This is a genomic window from Niallia sp. HCP3S3_B10, assembly GCF_052064465.1.
Classification (GTDB): Bacteria; Bacillota; Bacilli; order Bacillales; family Cytobacillaceae; genus Niallia; species Niallia hominis.
On record NZ_JBQHVO010000003.1, the window covers coordinates 43,950 to 60,914 of the forward strand.

Consider the following 16,965-nt stretch of genomic DNA (forward strand, 5'->3'; position numbering starts at 1 on the left):
ATAAAATGAAGTCACTACAATCAACACTGTTAGTCAAATACTTTAATAAATTGGCTCATAAATGAAGTCTGAATTACCCTTGAAGCTTCATTTGCTTGAAGTTATTTTGCAATTCTTCTAATTTTTTTGTTCCTTCTTCTCTTAAGCGTTTATTTTCTTCTTCAATCGTTTTTGTTTCCTGCATTCCTTTGATAATAATATTCCATGATTCTTCAATTGTCTCAATCTTAATGCTCGGGCTGCCTGCAAGCCTTGCAATATCTACACTTTGCTGGGAGATATTTTGAGCGTTTTTCACCAGCATTTCATTTGTTCTTCTATCCAATTCACTCATGCTGTCTGCAACTAACTTCTGTCTTTTGGCTGCAACAGCTTGAATAAGACCATTTTTAAAAATAGGTATAGTCGTCACAAATGCTGAATTGATCTTACCAATTAATTTAGTGTTTCCTCTTTGTAATAAGCGTATTTGAGGAGCAGTTTGTAAGGCAACCATTTTTGCCATTTCCAAATCGTAAACACGCTGATCTAAGAGCTCTATTGCATTTCTCAAGGTATCAAGCTGCATTCCTGCTAATTGATCACCAGCAATTGCTTTCGCCTCAAGTTGAGGAAGTACATGGGTCTTTAATTCTTCCGATTTCATGCCTCCTGCTACAGCATATTTTTCTAATGTTAAATAATATTGATAATTTTGCTCGTACATTTCATCGAGCATCGTTGTAGAATCAACCATTTCATTTTGATATTTTGAAATTTCTACATAGACTTTATCTATCTCTTGTCCCATAGACTGGTATTTTCCAAAAAGCTTTTCCATTATTTTTTCACTTTTTTTAAACAGTTTGCCAAAAAAACCCTTTGATGACTCTTCAAAATCCTCTTTGTCAAATTTATCCATGATTCTACCAAGCTGTTTCAATAATTCGCCAGAGTCTTCTACTTTAGTAGTTCTCATATTATTAAGGATTTTATCAGAGAATTTTGAGATTTGCGTTGCAGGTTCCTTCCCGAATTCGAGTATTTGAATTTGATCCTTTTCGTCAATCGACTGTGCCAATTTCTGTACTTCTGGCTCATTTCTAAGCGCTAACTTTATTTCCGACACTTTTTCTTCTGTTAATATCTCTGCAACTTGATTGTCTGCATTATTTACATTTGATGGTTGCATATTCATCTTTTATTCTCCTTTTCTATTCTTTAAAAATCCGCTAAATATACCCCTTTTTAAAAAGGATGGTTCTTTATATTCCATGTCAAACACCATATCCTCAAGCCAGTGTACATCAAATAATGTATCTTTTGTATAGTTCTCCATGTCTACATGTCCTGCAGGATTATAAATAATAATATCTACACCAAGTGTGTTCATTAATAGCAGCAAGGCTGCATCTTCTCTTGTAAACACACCATTTTGCTCTGTTTTAAACAGTACGATACTTGGTACTTCTTGTGCGTAATCAAACTTTTGCAACATTTTCAAAAAATCGTCCGGTATTAATAAGCATTGTGAAAACAGAAAAATCGCTACATCTTCGTCTGATTCATTAGCCAGCTTCTTCAGAGATGGCCTTGTGCAAACTCTTGATATAGCAGCAGCTATTCCTTTCTGCAAACCTGCTGGCAACTGTTTATACTTCCAATAATGTGCTACCATCATCTTATCTGGATCAAGTAAACCATCTGTTCCAAGTGCACCACGATAATGGTATCGAAAATCACTAATAATAGCTCTTGTGAACGGAAAACTTCGAATTAATAAAGTTTCCTCTTTATTCACGATAGCATGGATTCGATCCCAGTACTCTTTTCGATTCTTACTTACACCAAATATTTTAGCAAAAACAGACGGGATATGCACTTCTCCATTTTTAACATCAAAGTTTGGACGAATCATTGCCAGTTCTTTCTCAAGAAGAAAGATTTCATCATACGTCGTTTTTAATGTAATGGAAATCGGTAGATATTCTCTAAATTGCCACGGTTTATAAAGATTGGAACCTTCATGGTGAAGAATACTCTCAATCTCCCTTGACGCTCGATATGCTACAGTTGCTGTTCTTTTTCGTTCTTCTTTAGGAAAACTTTCAGGTTCTTTCATTCGTGGGTATTGATGTTGAAAAAATAATTCCTTATCCAATTTTAATTTTTCTAGAATGTCATCCCCATTAGGATGTACAATGACGATGTCACAACCAAAGGTAAGAAGATAGTAAATAAAATATGACTGACTTTTATTGGCATCACCATACCAAAGAAATTTAGGCATATTTTCATTTAATTGGCTTTCTTCTATAGCTGGTTGTAAATGATTGATGGACCATTTTATTATATCAACTACTAATCTTCTTAAATCATTATTTTTCAAGCCGTTTTCTTCCACTTCTGAAAAATGCTGAATGACTTTAATAAAGCTCTCTCTCAATTTTCGATGAATGGCAGGAATAGAGGATTTTATCAACACATTTTCTCCATCTAGAAAAGCAACAAAACGATTAATGGATAAATTTTGCTCCTGCATCCGATTAAATACTTTTTGAATAGATTGAAAATGCTGATTATCAATCGTCCGATCAAGCGATTCATCTGTCAGTAAATGTAAGCCTGTATTATCTTTATTTATCCAATCGAAAAGCTGATTATAATATTCATCCTCGTCTACTGGTATTCCAAGTAATTTTACTACAGCCTGACCGAACGTAAAAATGCGGTTACTCGTATCGTGTAGCGGTCGTTCTTTAACTGGCTTTAATAGAATATCAAACCAATTTTCCGTAGACAAAGGAAGGATAACATTATTGATTGTATAATAGTCTTTATTCATTTTCTCCACTTCCTAATTTTAAACCAATGATAACTGTCTACCTTTATCATAGCATAGCATTACGCTATGACTAAATATTCTACTTAATAATTCTTTACGAAAATGTTATAAAAAGGTTTCATTTTTTAGGCGAAAGGACAAGATTTTTCACTTCTCTCTTTCAATCGTGATGTAAGCACCTAATCTTTTACTCGAGCATATAATACAGTACATTAGGCGAGTAGGTGCTAACTATGAGATCATTTTTTCGAAAATACACGTATCATGAAATTGAAACAGATTTAAATTATGTACAAAATGTTCTATCATCAAATATGTATGTTTTTGTTGATTTAATCTTTATTTCTCTAATGATTAGTTTTTTTATGGCTATATTTTTTGAATCTATTTTATTCGGGGTTATTGTATTTATTTGCTGTTATTTATTTTTCATCTCCATTTATTGTTTATTGCTTAAATGGATTAAAGATCCGCCAGAAGATGAACTATAAGTATACTTACTCTTATAAAGGGAATAACCATTATGATCGTTTCATATTACCATTCTAACCATCCATTACTATTGGATAAAGTATAGAGGCGAGTGTTTTCCATTCGCCTCTTTCTTCTAATCCTATTTATTCCTATTTAACAAATAAACTGTTTATGCACATTTCTCACGATTTCTTCACCAGCAAATGCTCCTTTTTGAATGGTTAGATGCTGTGTTGGATTTTTTATTTTTTCTAGAGTTAACTCTCCATGTCTTGGAATATAACCTATTTTACAATTATTTAGAAATGGTAAATCTAATAAGGAATCACCTGCGCCAATTGATTTCTCCACTCCTTCTCTTTCTATTATGTATTTAATTGCCTCCCCCTTACAGATAGGCTTTGGCATAAAATAAAGCTTTCTTCCTTGTAAAGATATATTCCATCCATTTTCTATTGCAACTTGGATTAGCTCTCTTTTGATATCTTCGTCTATATTTGTTTTTAATACATAATAAAAGAAAAGATTATCGGCAATTTTCAACTCGCCATGTAAAGAATAAATCTGTAGCTTTTGTAGTAATTCACCTTTCTCCATACAATCTTCTTTTAATCTGGTGTGAATGGTTTGTGCCCACTCCTTTACAAGCTCTCCTTTATAATGAATTTTTGCTCCATTGCTTGTAACACAGTATGTCATTGGCATTTCTTCATTGAAAATAAAAATTCGCTTATATTGTTCATAAGTTCTCGTCGTAACAGGAACGAAAAAATGCTTAGTAGCAATCTCCTTCAATAAATCATAACTATCTTTTGTCATATAAGAAACAGGTTCACCATTTTTCACTTCCACACCAATCATCGATTCATTCCAAGGTGTTTCCATTTCATGTAATGCACGTTTTGAATAAATTAACGTTCTGTCTAAATCTGATGCAAATAGATTCATCCTTTTCGCACTACCTTCTTAATTAAACCACAGCATGTATAGCTCATATTAGGATATGGAATTACTTCTACGTTTCTTTCTTGTGCTAATAAGACAATATGTTGAACATAAGGGCTATCTGGATCCTTCATTAATATCTTCCATGGCACCCTACGTAACAATACTCTTGTTGTTTCACCGACACCTGGTTTTACATAATGGGTACTATCAATACCGAATTCTTCCTTAATGGTCAGAACTTCTTTCATTCCTTTAAAATCAACGGTTTGATCTAGTTCATTTGCACGAATACATTCCTCTATTTGGAGTGGATTTACTTTTGGAAATGCCTCTGTAATCTCGTCTAAATAGCTATTCGATACATCATATGGCTCTAATTCCTGATAATACTTCGCCCCATGAAAATCATCTTTTTTGATATACTCTTCATTTAACACAGTACGACTTACTAGTCCTGACACTGTTGAATTTAAACAAGCACTTGGAATCAAAAAGTCTTCTCTCGTTCCATAAAGTGTTGTACAGTATCCTGGATCAGCAAGCACTGCTAATGTATCATCTAATCGAATCTGATACTTTTGGTAAAACTCCTCACAGTTTTTCGTTAATTCAGTTGAAATTGCTCCTTTTCCTGTCCATCCATCAATAAATTGCAGGGCATAACCATTATGTGTTTGCAGCATGTAATGAATTGCATTTTCATCTATTCCTCTATCTCTTATAATAGAAATACTGTAGTGAGGAAGAGAAACGTCATATTTCCATTTCAAATAGCGTTTAATTAAGATTCCAATAGGTGTTCCTGCTCGTGCTAAGGAAACCAATACTGTTTGTTTACCATGTTTGTGATAAATTTGTTCTGCAACAATTGCGGTACAAAGGGCTACTTTGTCTTTATAAACATCGAGCGTCTCCCAAAAAAGCTGCAAATAATGTTCAGGTGGATTGTATTCGATTGGTAATGTTTCACTATAATGCTCTCCACCTTGAACCCTTTTTTCCCTTTCCTCGGTTGAGCCCTCTAATGTAACATTACTTAAGTCTTTTAATAGAAATATAACATCCTCTTTATCATAAGAACCGAACCTTACTAGATGATCTATGTTTGCTTTCATGATTTACCTCCCGTTACAGTATACAATATTTATTTTTTTCACTTGAACTGCTGTTAATTCAGCCAGCAACTCCGCTAATCTATCCTCACTAACCTTGCGCTCAAAAAATAAAAAGATATCGTCGTATTGCTTAGCATCAATATTGTATAAATAATGCACAATATCCAAATCTTCTGGATTTGAAAAACAGAATGCATTTTTAGCCCCATAATGCTCTTCATTATTGGGATAAATAGGACTTCTAGTCGTTGATTGATAAAATATATTTTCTCCCATATAGCTTGCTAGCTTCATTGGAATATACATAAACTCCCCTGTTCCAATGCAAAGCGTAGTACCCACACGCTTTTTCTTCAGGTCATTTGCTGCGAGTCTAATCCAATCGTCTGTGAGTTCCTCCATATGGATGCCAAATCTTCCTGTATCCTTTAAGTACCCATAGTCATTTCTTATCCCTGCCAAACTTGTGGAAGTGATTGGGACGATTCGCTCTTTCACATAATTTTCGAGACTAATATATTCAAGTTGAGGTTTCTTTCTATTTGTTTCAGTTATCTCCGTTTGCGAAACAAGATTAAGAGGAACACCAATAAGCTCAAAGCTACCTTTAAGTAAAGAGACGACTTGAACCTTAATTTGCAATTCCTGTTCAAGGGATTCCATCTCTAACTGCCATTTTTTGGAACGCCAATCTAGAATGGATACAACCGTATATTTATCTCTAGGATATTTCTGATGAATATCTCGGATAATGTTTATAGCTGTTTTGCCTGTCGTTAATTCATCGTCTACTAAAATAATTTCTCGTAGATTATCAAGAGTGTCTTCCTCAACATAACAACGGTGAGATGTTGCATGTGAATGCTCTTCTTCAAAAGTAATGATTGGCACTAGCTCATTTACGTTTTCTCTAGTTGTGTGGAAAAAAGTAGCCTGTTTAAATGCTCGAAAAAAAGAATGACCTAATCCCGTTGCAGTTTCTGCAAAGCCGATTATAATAGGATTTGCTTGTGTACTTGAAATAAATGGCTTGTCCAAAAACTGTGAAGCTGAATCACGATAAATAGCCATTATTTCCTCTCTTTGGGGAGAAATAGTGCCAGTAATAATTTCTTCATAACGTGCTGCCAACATAAATCCAGTAAGGAGCCCTTTATTTGGCTCAATCGGTAAATGCTTGCCTAATAGTTTACTAACAAATAAAAATGCCCGTTTCTTATTGATTCGTGCTGCCATTTTAAAAAAATCTTCTAGTGGAAGATGAAATGGATTTTCTTCGATGATGATGTCCATCTGTAAATTATGAATGATTGGTAATGAAATTTTCTTGTTTAAGTAAGTCAATGTATGTAAATCCTTCATGAAACACCCCGTAAACCTTTGATTTTAAAATAATTTTTTGTGCCCAGTAGAAATGAGGCTTAATTTCATTCATCTTATTTGAAAAACTACTTTTTACTACACCAATCTCCCCATTATTACTTTCTATAATATTACAAGCATCTAAATATTCCTCATAGGAAACAACATTTAATGCTTGCACTGGTTTTATATGTGTAGGATGAATAATTGTCTTTCCGGTTAAACCATTCGTAATATCCATCATAACTTCTCTAATTAATCCATCCATATGTTTATCTATGAGCTGTGTTCGCATATTCATTCCAGCTTTTCCATACCGCTTTCGGAATGGTGTCTCTCTCAATTGCGGAATTAGAACTCGCTCGCTCATTGTAAAATATTCCCAAACTGGTCCAGAAACAACATATGCACTATCCGCACGTGTAAATACATTAACAATATCCGAAATACAATCTCGAATAATCGCAACATCATATACAGTCGTTTCTGCATTTCTACGAATACCATACAATCCGCAAAAATCAGTAGCGCCAATCCGCACATTTAAAATGAGATGCTTATATTCATCTAGTACTTTCTTTATGGAAAGAAGTTCATCCATTCTAGTTTCTTTTTCAATTATTTTTTTTGTTTCTAAAATCGGCATCGCATATAAAGAATGCCCTAGCATATTATATTTTTCTAATTCTTTTAAAATGATCTCTCCCACTGCCGCTTCAAACTTAGGTATGACGATACCAGTTAATAAACTAATTTTTTCACCAAGCAAATCCATTAGATTTAAAAACTGAGATACAGAGCGTATTCTAATAAAAATCAATGGTAATTCATTTTTTATAAGAATGCTGTCCTCCAACGCTTGATATATGTTTGTTAATTCTTCGACTAATTTACGTTCAGCTATCTCCACTTCGTGATCACCTATGGAGTCCTCTAGACAAATTACCATGGATGTTAAAGCTGCGTGTTTTTTTGTTAATAAATCGTGGAAAATATTCGGTCTTGTTGCAGGCATGTATAAAGTGGAAGCAAGTGCATAGGATAATACTTCCTTCTCCGAAGTACTAAACACCTCTTCTGGTAATTTAAAGAAAAGACGTTCCATTTGTTTTTCATTTAAGTCAGAGAATAATTTCATTTCCTTTGCTCCATTCAATGATATTAACAACTTTTTTAATAATTATTCTGAAAATTCAAAAATAAGAATCGAATTTTATAGTAGGATAATTAATTATATCTTACAATAAAACTATTTTTTTGAAAATATTTACTTTATCATGGCGTTTTTTTAGGATGTTCCATATTGCCTATCGTAAGTAATGCGAAGGATATCCTGGGCAGGTAATAGGCGGAGGAGAAAAAATAAGATTACTTTTTTGGAAGGCTGTTTTCTTCCAAATTGTTGCTCTTAAATCTTAAGTCTTATAGTCATTTAACCGATTTAAAAACAACAATCTATTAGAAAAGAGTCTTAGGGAAAGAGGATATCTCTAGTTATCTTAATGTAATACTACTAGAAATATCCTCAAATAATTATGCTTCGCCCTGTTGTTCTGCTTTTTTCTTATTTCTAAAATGCACAACAAAGGTTGCACCAAATGCTATAACTAATAATCCAAAGAAATAAATATGATCAATATGAATATCAAATACTCCTAGCAGCATCTTAACTGCGATAATTAAGATAAGGATATATGCAGTTGCTTCCAGCTCTGGAATTTTATCGATTAATTTAAGGAAAACACCTGCGACACCTCTCATCATAAGAACGCCAAGGATACCACCAATTAATAATACCCATACTTGATTGCTTACACCGAATGCAGCTAAAACACTGTCTACAGAAAAGGCAATATCCATTAATTCAACAGAAATTACTGTTCCCCAAAATAGACCAAATGTACGGATTAGAATCCCATTTTTATTAATGCCTTTATTTTCTTCTTCATCTTCTGTTTCATTCGCTGCTTTTCTTCGATCCATGAAATACTTAATAGCGAGATATGCTAAATATGCAGCTCCGAGTATTTTCACCCATGAGAATTCGATTAAATAAACACCAATTCCAATTGCGATAAAGCGGAATAAATACGCACCTAATAAGCCATAAAACAATGCTTTTCTTCTTTGCTCTGGTGGTAGATGTTTAACCATTACAGCTAGTACCAATGCATTATCCGCAGATAACAGGCCTTCTAATATTACTAATGTTCCAATATAACCCCAACTTACTGGGTCAGTTAATACTTCTCCCCACATTTCCCAATTAAAAAACTGGGCATATGTATCAATAATTGTCTCAAATATTCCCATGAAAAGAGCTTCCCCCTATAATATGCTGATAAAATTAGCCAATTTCCAGACCAAAATCAGTAGCTAATGCAGCTAAACCGCCTTGGTATCCACTTCCAATGGCACTAAATTTCCATTCATTATTATGACGATATAATTCTCCAACAACTAATGCTGTCTCGATAGAGAAATCCTCGCCTAAATCGTAACGAATTAACTCTTCATTTGATTCCTCGTTTAAAATACGAACATAAGAATTAGAAACTTGACCAAAATTTTGATTTCTTCCTTCTCCATCATGAATAGTAATGGTAAATGCAACCCGTTGAATGTTAGCAGGAATTTCTTTTAATTCAACAATGATTTGTTCATCATCTCCATCACCTGCACCTGTACGATTATCTCCTGAATGAACGATGGAACCATTTCCACCTGATGGATTATTATAGAAAACGAAATCAGCATCATTTGTTACTTTTCCATTTTCTCCAAGTAAAAATACAGAGGCATCTAAATCAAAATCTTTTCCGCCATCATACTTATTTACATCCCAGCCTAATCCAATAATCACTTTTGATAATCCAGGATTTCCTTTTGTTAAGTCTACTTTTTGTCCTTTAGATAAACTAATTGCCATAACTAAACTACCTCCAAATTTTTTCATTATAGTTTCTATACGTAATCAGAAAAGAAAAGTTTCAACTTCTTTCATTCACAAGCAACAATTGCTACAAGTAAAGCCAACTCTTCTAACTCATCCACTTAGGGGGAGTATTTTTATCCCAATAAATTTCCCCAAGTGTATAATGTGTTTGGAATTGATCATGATACGTATGATAATGGAAGTTAAAATAATACCCTTCCTGTGGTGGTCGATCCCTTCTTACATGAAAACGAATAATGTCCTCATTTTGTCTTGAAATATGAAATATCCGCTCACTTGTTCCTGATGATGGAAGCTCAGTCACATTCAAATAGCTTAACTCCTCTTCCGGAAAAATACTCGTTACCTCACTAATTGCTTTTTCCATATTTGGGAGAACGACTAGTCGAAATTCATCTTCAATTACCGGTTTGATTTTCGATCCGAATTTTAAGTAACTTTGCTCTTCTGCTCGTTTAAGCATATCACTAATAAACTCTTCTCTTGATATGCCTTTACTATCTGTCAGTATAGCCTCTTCTATACTTTCTCTAGCAAAAGACATTTCTCTTTCATCAATTGGTTTCTTATCGTTATCACTGTTATTATTTAAAAATGTGGATGGTGATGGAGACACAAGGCCAAAAGTTAAAATAGAAACAAATACAACCAGGCTTTTACGAATCCAATTAGGCATTTATTACACCTCGCTTTCCGTTCATCCTGATGAGAATAAAATGTAATAAAATAATATTGATAGTCTAAGTATATATTATTTCTTATCAAATCATCTAGTATTATCCTATATAGATAGATTATTTTTTCATTATTCTTTTTTTAGCCAAATTCCATAGTGAAATTTGGCTGACTTACGTTTTAGCTGTTCAAATTGAAATCGATCAAATCTGCTACTTTTAAAATGATCTTTCAAAACGACCCTTTGTTTTGCAACCCGCTTTGCATGATTGATAATTTCTTCTGTCAATTCTTCATAATATGCTAGCTTTTTTAATGAATGGATACCATCAGAAGAAATTTCTTCTTCGAACATAGGATCCAAATAAACACAATCCATACTATTTTCTTCTTTTTTGATAAGCTCCTCTAATGCGTTAACATGCTTAACTTTGACTCTACGCATCGCATTATCGATTGTCGAATGACTTGTCTTCCATTCCTTTAAACCAGTTTTTACAAGGAAAGCGATTATCTCATTCACTTCCAATCCCTCTACATACCCATTGCTTCCAACGGCATAACTAGCAACAATGCTATCTGAAGCAAGTCCTAACGTACAATCTAAAAAGGACATCCCTTTCGATAAATTAGTTGCTTGGATAAAGGGATCATGTTCTTGATTGATAAGTCTTTTGATCCGGAATACCGCCGAATTCGGATGAAAAAAGAATGGTTGTGCTGTATTTAATGGATAATATTCAAAACGATTTTTGCCGATGATTAATATATCCATCATATAATACGCTTTAAGGTAATCAATTGAAGCCTTCTTTCGTTCTACGAATTTACATTGAAATTTTTCGGCAATTTTATTTGCGAGAATTTCCATTTCCTTATTCGTTCTACCTGCAGTAGTTATAATCATGTTGTTCTCCTATTTATCATACTTTTATTTTTCTAATAAAGGAAAACTTCCATCTAAAGAGGGATTCCTTATACTCTTAGAATGTTAGTGGAACCATTCGGATGGTTAGGAACATTGGATTTCCCCCCTCTCTTTTCTCAAATGCAGGATAAGCAAGAGAGGAGAATCATATTGAAGTTTAAATAAGGACAATAAAGAGTGTTTAATCCTGTTTATTGAAGGATGGTAACATGATAAAAAAAAAGAAGGTTCATGAGAGAAAGTGGCAAGCCCGCCTCTCTCATGAATCATTCTTTGTTTAGCAATATTGTTCAAAAGCTGATACTAGATTTTCCATAATTGCTTCCATGGAATTTCCTTCAATATCGTAACGGTGAATAAAGTGAACGACTTTATTGTCTTTAACAAGTGCCATAGATGGAGAGGATGGCTCAATATCGCCGAAGTATTCGCGCATTTTTGCTGTAGCCTCTTTATCTTGCCCAGCAAATACGGTAACTAAATGATCTGGTTTCTTTTCTGAAGCAAGTACTGCTTGTGTAACAGCTGGTCTTGCTAATCCTGCTGCACATCCACAAACTGAATTTACTACTACTAAGGAAGTCCCTTTATTTGTTTCTATAAATTGCTCCACTGCTTCTTCTGTTAATAACTCTTCAAAACCTGCTTGTGTTAGTTCTGCTCTCATTGGCTTTACTACTTGTTTCATGTATTCATCATATGCCATTGACATAATTAATTCCTCCAATTCCTCTATGTTTTATATCCCATAAATATACATTAGAAATACTCTTCCTGCAATCAAAAAAGCATTAGCATTACTAACAGCGTTATTTCCGCGCCTCTGTCATTTGTTTCCAAACCGATCCTTTTGCTTCCTCACCTAGTTCGATTCGTTCAATTGCTAATTTTATTTGCAGGCTAACTTCAAATTCTAGATCATCTTCATGAGCTTTCAATGCTGGAAGTGCTCTTTCGTCACCAACTTCATATAGAAACATAGCTGCTCTCCAACGAACTATCTTGCTCTTGTCTGACAATGCCTCCATCATTTCTTCCATTGCTTCAGGGAATCCTAAGTCTGATAAACAATCACCTGCAGTACGTCTGACAGTAACTGTTTTGTCCTTCAACGCCTTATACAAGGAAGGTAGAACAGCGGGATCTTCAATCATTCCAAGATATACAGTTGCAAGTCTGCGAATCGATGGTTTTTCATCATCAAGCGCCTTTGTTAAAACAGGAATATCGGCAACTGTTGGATCTTCACTTTGTTCAAGCTTTTGATATCTTACTTTCCAATCAGGATCCTCTAAATCGGCAAAAGTAAGCTTTGTTTTTACTCTGGCAGCATTTCCACTTACTTCCGTTTGAGGATTTATAGCATATTCGATGATTGTATTCAATCTTTCTTGTGGATATGCAGCAACGAGTTCTTCCACCATAACATTACCAATTTCTTCAAACTCGCCATATCGCACACCAGAATCTTTCCATTTTCTTGTCATCACAACATTATCTTCAGGCGTACGCACTGCTGAAACGGCTTGAATAAACGATTGAGGCAAGCCAAATCTCTTTTCTTCATTACCATCCGATAATTTAATTTGCATTGGTATGCCCTTATACATTTGAACTTGGACCTTAATTTCTCCGTAATGCTCATTTAGCTCCTGTGGATTCTGGGTTACTTCATCCTCACCAAAGACATTGCGCACTTTTGAAAGCAATTCCTTCCAATCATAGCGAGCATTTCTTTCAACTGCTAAAAAATCAGCTACATGATAGACCCCTTTTATCCCTTCAATGGAAAGGATATTTCGAATTAATTCCGGTGCATCTTCTACTGTTTCAGCCTTATAATTATTGCTTTTTCCCATTGGCAACTCTTGGTCTAAATTAATCTTCATTGTATTTGGACTTGGTGTTGGTTCAATAGAAATAATCCTCACATTCCATTCCCCCTTCTTACATCCTTTATATTATCATGCTTTTTTCCTTTTCAAAAAAGAAATAGCTTTCGGATTTTTATCGTTATTTTCAAAAAAAGTACATCCTCGGCCTGAATAAACATTCTTCTTTCACCTGCATACAGCTAGGTCATTTGTTCATAAATTCCACTCTTTACGACTCTTTCCAAGACATTTTTCCTGTTGTTACGACTTATCCGCTATTTCCGATAAGTAGCTCCATCGTTCTATAAGATATTCTAATTTCTCATTTAATTGTTCTTGCTCTTTCATTAATTCAGCAGCTTTTTCGAAATCACTGCCTGTCTCGGCTAAGTCTGTTTCAATGTTTGCTAGTCTTTCTTCTACCTTTTCAATATCTTCATCTATTGTTTCCCATTCTCTTTGTTCATTATAGCTAAGTTTTACTTTTTTCGCTTTTGGCTCTTTCTTGACATTCGGTGTGTCGAATTTTTCTTTTGTTTGTTGTTCTTCTTTTCGCTCAACCTCTAAATATTCACTGTAGTTGCCATAATATGTGTCCGTTACACCATTTCCTTTTAATATTAATAGCTGTTCAGCTACTTTATCTAGAAAATAGCGATCATGAGATACGGTAATAACGACACCATTAAAGTCGCCTAAATAATCTTCTAGAACCATTAATGTTTGTGTGTCTAAATCATTGGTTGGCTCGTCTAATAATAGTACATTTGGTTCTCCCATTAAAATTTTCAATAGATAAAGCCGTCTTCTTTCTCCACCAGAAAGTTTTCCAATAATGGTCCCATGTGTATGAAGGGGAAATAGAAATCTTTCTAGCATTTGAGCAGCTGTAATGACTTTTCCATCTGAAGCCTCTATTACTTCTGCAGTTTCTTTTAAATATTCAATCATTCTCTTGGAAGTATCCATATCTTCGTTTTCTTGTGTATAATATGCAACCTTTACAGTCTGACCAATAATTCTTTCACCAGCATCAAGAGATAAATTGCCCGCCAAAATATTTAGGAACGTCGATTTTCCTGTTCCGTTTTTACCGATTATCCCATATCTATCTCCAGGTTTCACAAGTAAATTAAAGTGATCTAAAATGATTTTATCCTCAAAACGCTTGCTAGCATCAACCAATTCAAATACTTGTTTTCCTAATCTGCTCCCTTTAAGCGAAATATCTAATTTATCTTTTCCTTTAACATTCGCTAGCTTATCGTCCAAAGTATCAAAACGTTGAATTCTTGCTTTCTGTTTTGTGGAACGAGCCTTTGCTCCTCTTCTAATCCATTCCAATTCTCTTCTAAATAAATTCTTTTGTTTTTCAATCGTCGCCGCTTCATTTTCCTCGCGAATAGCTTTAGCCTGCAAGAAATCTCCATAGTTCCCTTTATAGCTATAAAGATTCCCTCCGTCCAGTTCAAACATTCTGTTCGTTACACGATCCAAGAAGTAACGATCATGTGTTACTAGTAAAAGGGCGCCGGTATATCGACTTAAATAATCCTCCAGCCATTTCACAGCCTCAAAATCGAGATGATTTGTTGGTTCATCTAAAATAAGTAAATCTGGCTCTTGGATGAGGACTTGTGCCAACGCAACACGTTTTTTTTGTCCTCCGGATAATTCGCCGATTTTTATATCAAAATGCTCTATCCCCAATTTCATTAAAACAGTCTTTGCATTTGTATGAACTTCCCAGCCGTTTAAAGCATCCATTCTTTTTTGCAGAACAAAAAGCTTTTCATGGAATTTCTCATTTTCAGGGTCATTGTTGATTTGGATCAACAGGGCTTCATACTCTTTTATAAGCGTTAATACAGGTGCATCACCAGCATATACTTGATTCAAGACACTAAGCTCAGGGTTTAATTCAGGACTTTGTGCAGAATAGGCAATCTGATAATCTTTCGGTGCAGTTATCTCTCCTTTATCAGCAATATCCATTCCAGCCACTATTTTTAATAAAGATGATTTTCCTGTACCGTTTATCCCGATTAAACCGACTCGTTCTTTTTCACTTATCGAAAAAGATATATTTTCAAATAGTTTTTTCTCTCCATATGTTTTTGTTACATTTTCAATTAAAATACTCTTCATCCTGTACATTCCATTCTTTATAAAATTCTTGTAAAAAGGTTTCCATAAACAGATGCCTTGCTTCTGCCATTTCTCTGGCACTATCTGTATGTAATAAATCTCTTATTTTTAATAGCTTCTCATAGAAATGATGAATAGAGGAAGAATTATGCTTCCGATATTCTTCTTCCGTCATCTTATCTCTTATTGGTAAAGCGGGATCATATATAGGACTTCCAGTGCTTCCACCAAAAGCAAAAGTTCTCGCGATTCCCAAGGCCCCAATCGCATCTAAACGATCTGCATCTTGGACTATTTTCGCCTCTATGCTACTTGGAGGTATTCCGTTTCCGCCTTTAAAGCCGACAGAAGAAATAATGGATAAAATAACCTCTTTATCTTGATTATCTACCGGAATAGTATCAAGTATAGACGCTAATTTCCTTTGCCCCTCTTCTTTTGATTTATTCAATTTTTCATCTGAAATATCATGTAATAATGCCGCGAGCTCGATAATAATCGAATAGCCTATTCCCTCTTTTTTCGAAAGGAATAAAGCCATTTTTCGAACTCTATCGACATGATACCAATCATGTCCACTCGTATCTTTTTCCATCTCAATTTTCACCAAATTTTCTACTTGGTATATAATATCCACTTATTCTCACATCCAGCTATGCTTCTATTTAACTTATTGTATCATGAAACGCAGTTATTCGAATAAGAAAGAATATCACTTGTTCTAAACAAAAAATAGGAGAAGAATGTTTTATCCATTCTCCTCCTGCTTTCTTTTTTGTATGATATTTTTATTCATCCTTTAAAAACGGTTTAATTTTCGGAAAAACTTTCAAGGCTGTCCGATAAAATACATCTTTATGAAAGGTCTCTGGTATAAGTTTTTTAATAAATTCAATATAAGGACCAAATGGCGCTAATGGCCAATCTGTGCCAAAAAGCAATTTATCATAGGAATGGGAAAAGACTAATGCATGACGCAAATGGTCAAGAAATATTCCTTCATGTGCTTCTTCCAATTCTTTTTTTGTTCCAACAATTAAACCAGATAGGTCTGCATATACATTCGAATTCTTGTAAATAATCTCAGCACCAGTTAACGTCCATGGATCACCGAAATGAGCCATCATAAAATTCACCTTACGATGTTTTACTGCCACTTCATCAATTGCAAGAGGATGACTATATTTTAATAATCCTCTTTCAGAATACGTATCTCCTGTGTGAAAAACGACAGGAAGATGATACTTTTCTGCAAGCTTGTAAACTGGTTCATAAACATCATCATAAGCATAAAATGGATAATAGCCTAAATAGATTTTCATTCCGACAACATTCGGCTTTTGAATCTCTTGTTCCAAACGTTGAATTGCTGACATATCCATATCATATGGATTTATGCCAGCACAGTAGACTATATTTTCAGGAAGAGTTGCACTTAAATCAAGTCCCATCGGCGTTTGCGCATGGTAATCAGGAAAACCCATTTCAGGAGTTTCTGTAACGCCCATTCCAATTGCAAGGACAACCTTTGCCTTCTCCATCTCCTCTTTAACTCCTTCAAAGCTATAATCAACTAAGGAAAGATTTTTTGCAGTATCTTTGAATGTGTCTATATTCGAATAATGAATATGTGCATCAATTATTTTCATTAAAAATATTCC

At 34.3% G+C, this 16,965-nt stretch carries 16 protein-coding genes; 1 reads left to right on the forward strand and 15 read right to left on the reverse strand.

Translation table 11 applies throughout. From position 1 onward, the window contains the following. Window positions 1–73: 73 nt before the first annotated feature. Together ACTNDN_RS03095 and ACTNDN_RS03100 are read right to left on the reverse strand one after the other, a co-directional pair. Window positions 74–1,177, reverse strand: a complete 1,104-nt coding sequence (locus ACTNDN_RS03095) for a toxic anion resistance protein (protein WP_441130767.1) — start codon at window positions 1,175–1,177, stop codon at window positions 74–76. A gap of 3 nt (window positions 1,178–1,180) precedes the next feature. Then, window positions 1,181–2,824, reverse strand: a complete 1,644-nt coding sequence (locus ACTNDN_RS03100) for a YceG family protein (RefSeq protein WP_441130768.1) — start codon at window positions 2,822–2,824, stop codon at window positions 1,181–1,183. Between the two features lie 233 nt (window positions 2,825–3,057). On the opposite strand from ACTNDN_RS03100, the gene ACTNDN_RS03105 reads away from it, so the two are divergent. After that, entirely contained in the window at window positions 3,058–3,315 is a 258-nt protein-coding gene (locus tag ACTNDN_RS03105) for a hypothetical protein (RefSeq protein WP_031538146.1), read from the forward strand. 136 nt (window positions 3,316–3,451) lie between these two features. Here ACTNDN_RS03105 and ACTNDN_RS03110 read toward each other — a convergent pair whose 3' ends face one another. The 13 genes from ACTNDN_RS03110 to ACTNDN_RS03170 all read right to left on the reverse strand — a co-directional run bounded on the left by ACTNDN_RS03110 (window position 3,452) and on the right by ACTNDN_RS03170 (window position 16,953). Beyond that, window positions 3,452–4,246, reverse strand: a complete 795-nt coding sequence (locus ACTNDN_RS03110) for an HAD family hydrolase (RefSeq protein ID WP_031538147.1) — start codon at window positions 4,244–4,246, stop codon at window positions 3,452–3,454. After that, the gene (locus ACTNDN_RS03115) at window positions 4,243–5,361 is read right to left on the reverse strand and encodes a cysteine protease StiP family protein (RefSeq protein WP_031538148.1); all 1,119 of its coding nucleotides are present in this window, start codon (window positions 5,359–5,361) and stop codon (window positions 4,243–4,245) included. The genes ACTNDN_RS03110 and ACTNDN_RS03115 overlap by 4 nt, the downstream gene beginning before the upstream one ends. Before the next feature lie 3 nt (window positions 5,362–5,364). Beyond that, on the reverse strand, window positions 5,365–6,723 hold the full coding sequence (locus ACTNDN_RS03120; protein WP_109767877.1) for a phosphoribosyltransferase family protein: 1,359 nt from the start codon (window positions 6,721–6,723) through the stop codon (window positions 5,365–5,367). Next, window positions 6,662–7,861, reverse strand: coding sequence for an HpcH/HpaI aldolase/citrate lyase family protein (locus tag ACTNDN_RS03125; RefSeq protein ID WP_031538150.1), 1,200 nt, complete (start codon window positions 7,859–7,861; stop codon window positions 6,662–6,664). Before ACTNDN_RS03125 ends, ACTNDN_RS03120 begins: the two co-directional genes overlap by 62 nt. A gap of 395 nt (window positions 7,862–8,256) precedes the next feature. Further along, window positions 8,257–9,036 (reverse strand): TerC family protein, encoded by a 780-nt coding sequence (locus ACTNDN_RS03130; RefSeq protein ID WP_031538152.1) that lies wholly within the window; start codon window positions 9,034–9,036, stop codon window positions 8,257–8,259. 34 nt (window positions 9,037–9,070) lie between these two features. After that, a complete protein-coding gene (locus ACTNDN_RS03135; RefSeq protein ID WP_031538153.1) occupies window positions 9,071–9,652 on the reverse strand; it encodes a TerD family protein in 582 nt (193 codons plus the stop codon). A 112-nt stretch (window positions 9,653–9,764) separates the two neighbouring features. Further along, window positions 9,765–10,355 (reverse strand): YpjP family protein, encoded by a 591-nt coding sequence (locus ACTNDN_RS03140; RefSeq protein WP_031538154.1) that lies wholly within the window; start codon window positions 10,353–10,355, stop codon window positions 9,765–9,767. A 129-nt stretch (window positions 10,356–10,484) separates the two neighbouring features. Further along, complete coding sequence (locus ACTNDN_RS03145; protein ID WP_031538155.1) at window positions 10,485–11,261, reverse strand: class I SAM-dependent methyltransferase; 777 nt, start codon at window positions 11,259–11,261, stop codon at window positions 10,485–10,487. Window positions 11,262–11,559: 298 nt separating this feature from the next. Further along, window positions 11,560–11,994, reverse strand: coding sequence for a BrxA/BrxB family bacilliredoxin (locus ACTNDN_RS03150; protein ID WP_031538156.1), 435 nt, complete (start codon window positions 11,992–11,994; stop codon window positions 11,560–11,562). Window positions 11,995–12,091: 97 nt separating this feature from the next. Continuing rightward, on the reverse strand, window positions 12,092–13,213 hold the full coding sequence (locus ACTNDN_RS03155; RefSeq protein ID WP_031538157.1) for a conserved virulence factor C family protein: 1,122 nt from the start codon (window positions 13,211–13,213) through the stop codon (window positions 12,092–12,094). 204 nt (window positions 13,214–13,417) lie between these two features. Next, window positions 13,418–15,304 (reverse strand): ABC-F family ATP-binding cassette domain-containing protein, encoded by a 1,887-nt coding sequence (locus ACTNDN_RS03160; protein ID WP_031538158.1) that lies wholly within the window; start codon window positions 15,302–15,304, stop codon window positions 13,418–13,420. Continuing rightward, entirely contained in the window at window positions 15,285–15,899 is a 615-nt protein-coding gene (locus tag ACTNDN_RS03165; RefSeq protein ID WP_048716868.1) for an HD domain-containing protein, read from the reverse strand. Before ACTNDN_RS03165 ends, ACTNDN_RS03160 begins: the two co-directional genes overlap by 20 nt. A gap of 193 nt (window positions 15,900–16,092) precedes the next feature. Beyond that, a complete protein-coding gene (locus tag ACTNDN_RS03170) occupies window positions 16,093–16,953 on the reverse strand; it encodes an amidohydrolase family protein (RefSeq protein WP_031538160.1) in 861 nt (286 codons plus the stop codon). Window positions 16,954–16,965: the final 12 nt, after the last annotated feature.

Bases quoted from the DNA above. Each gene is read 5' to 3' on its own strand.
- ACTNDN_RS03095 (WP_441130767.1), bottom strand. From the start codon at position 1,177: ATGAATATGCAACCATCAAATGTAAATAATGCAGACAATCAAGTTGCA.
- ACTNDN_RS03100 (WP_441130768.1), bottom strand. From the start codon at position 2,824: ATGAATAAAGACTATTATACAATCAATAATGTTATCCTTCCTTTGTCT.
- ACTNDN_RS03105 (WP_031538146.1), top strand. From the start codon at position 3,058: ATGAGATCATTTTTTCGAAAATACACGTATCATGAAATTGAAACAGAT.
- ACTNDN_RS03110 (WP_031538147.1), bottom strand. From the start codon at position 4,246: ATGAATCTATTTGCATCAGATTTAGACAGAACGTTAATTTATTCAAAA.
- ACTNDN_RS03115 (WP_031538148.1), bottom strand. From the start codon at position 5,361: ATGAAAGCAAACATAGATCATCTAGTAAGGTTCGGTTCTTATGATAAA.
- ACTNDN_RS03120 (WP_109767877.1), bottom strand. From the start codon at position 6,723: ATGAAGGATTTACATACATTGACTTACTTAAACAAGAAAATTTCATTA.
- ACTNDN_RS03125 (WP_031538150.1), bottom strand. From the start codon at position 7,861: ATGAAATTATTCTCTGACTTAAATGAAAAACAAATGGAACGTCTTTTC.
- ACTNDN_RS03130 (WP_031538152.1), bottom strand. From the start codon at position 9,036: ATGGGAATATTTGAGACAATTATTGATACATATGCCCAGTTTTTTAAT.
- ACTNDN_RS03135 (WP_031538153.1), bottom strand. From the start codon at position 9,652: ATGGCAATTAGTTTATCTAAAGGACAAAAAGTAGACTTAACAAAAGGA.
- ACTNDN_RS03140 (WP_031538154.1), bottom strand. From the start codon at position 10,355: ATGCCTAATTGGATTCGTAAAAGCCTGGTTGTATTTGTTTCTATTTTA.
- ACTNDN_RS03145 (WP_031538155.1), bottom strand. From the start codon at position 11,261: ATGATTATAACTACTGCAGGTAGAACGAATAAGGAAATGGAAATTCTC.
- ACTNDN_RS03150 (WP_031538156.1), bottom strand. From the start codon at position 11,994: ATGTCAATGGCATATGATGAATACATGAAACAAGTAGTAAAGCCAATG.
- ACTNDN_RS03160 (WP_031538158.1), bottom strand. From the start codon at position 15,304: ATGAAGAGTATTTTAATTGAAAATGTAACAAAAACATATGGAGAGAAA.
- ACTNDN_RS03165 (WP_048716868.1), bottom strand. From the start codon at position 15,899: ATGGAAAAAGATACGAGTGGACATGATTGGTATCATGTCGATAGAGTT.
- ACTNDN_RS03170 (WP_031538160.1), bottom strand. From the start codon at position 16,953: ATGAAAATAATTGATGCACATATTCATTATTCGAATATAGACACATTC.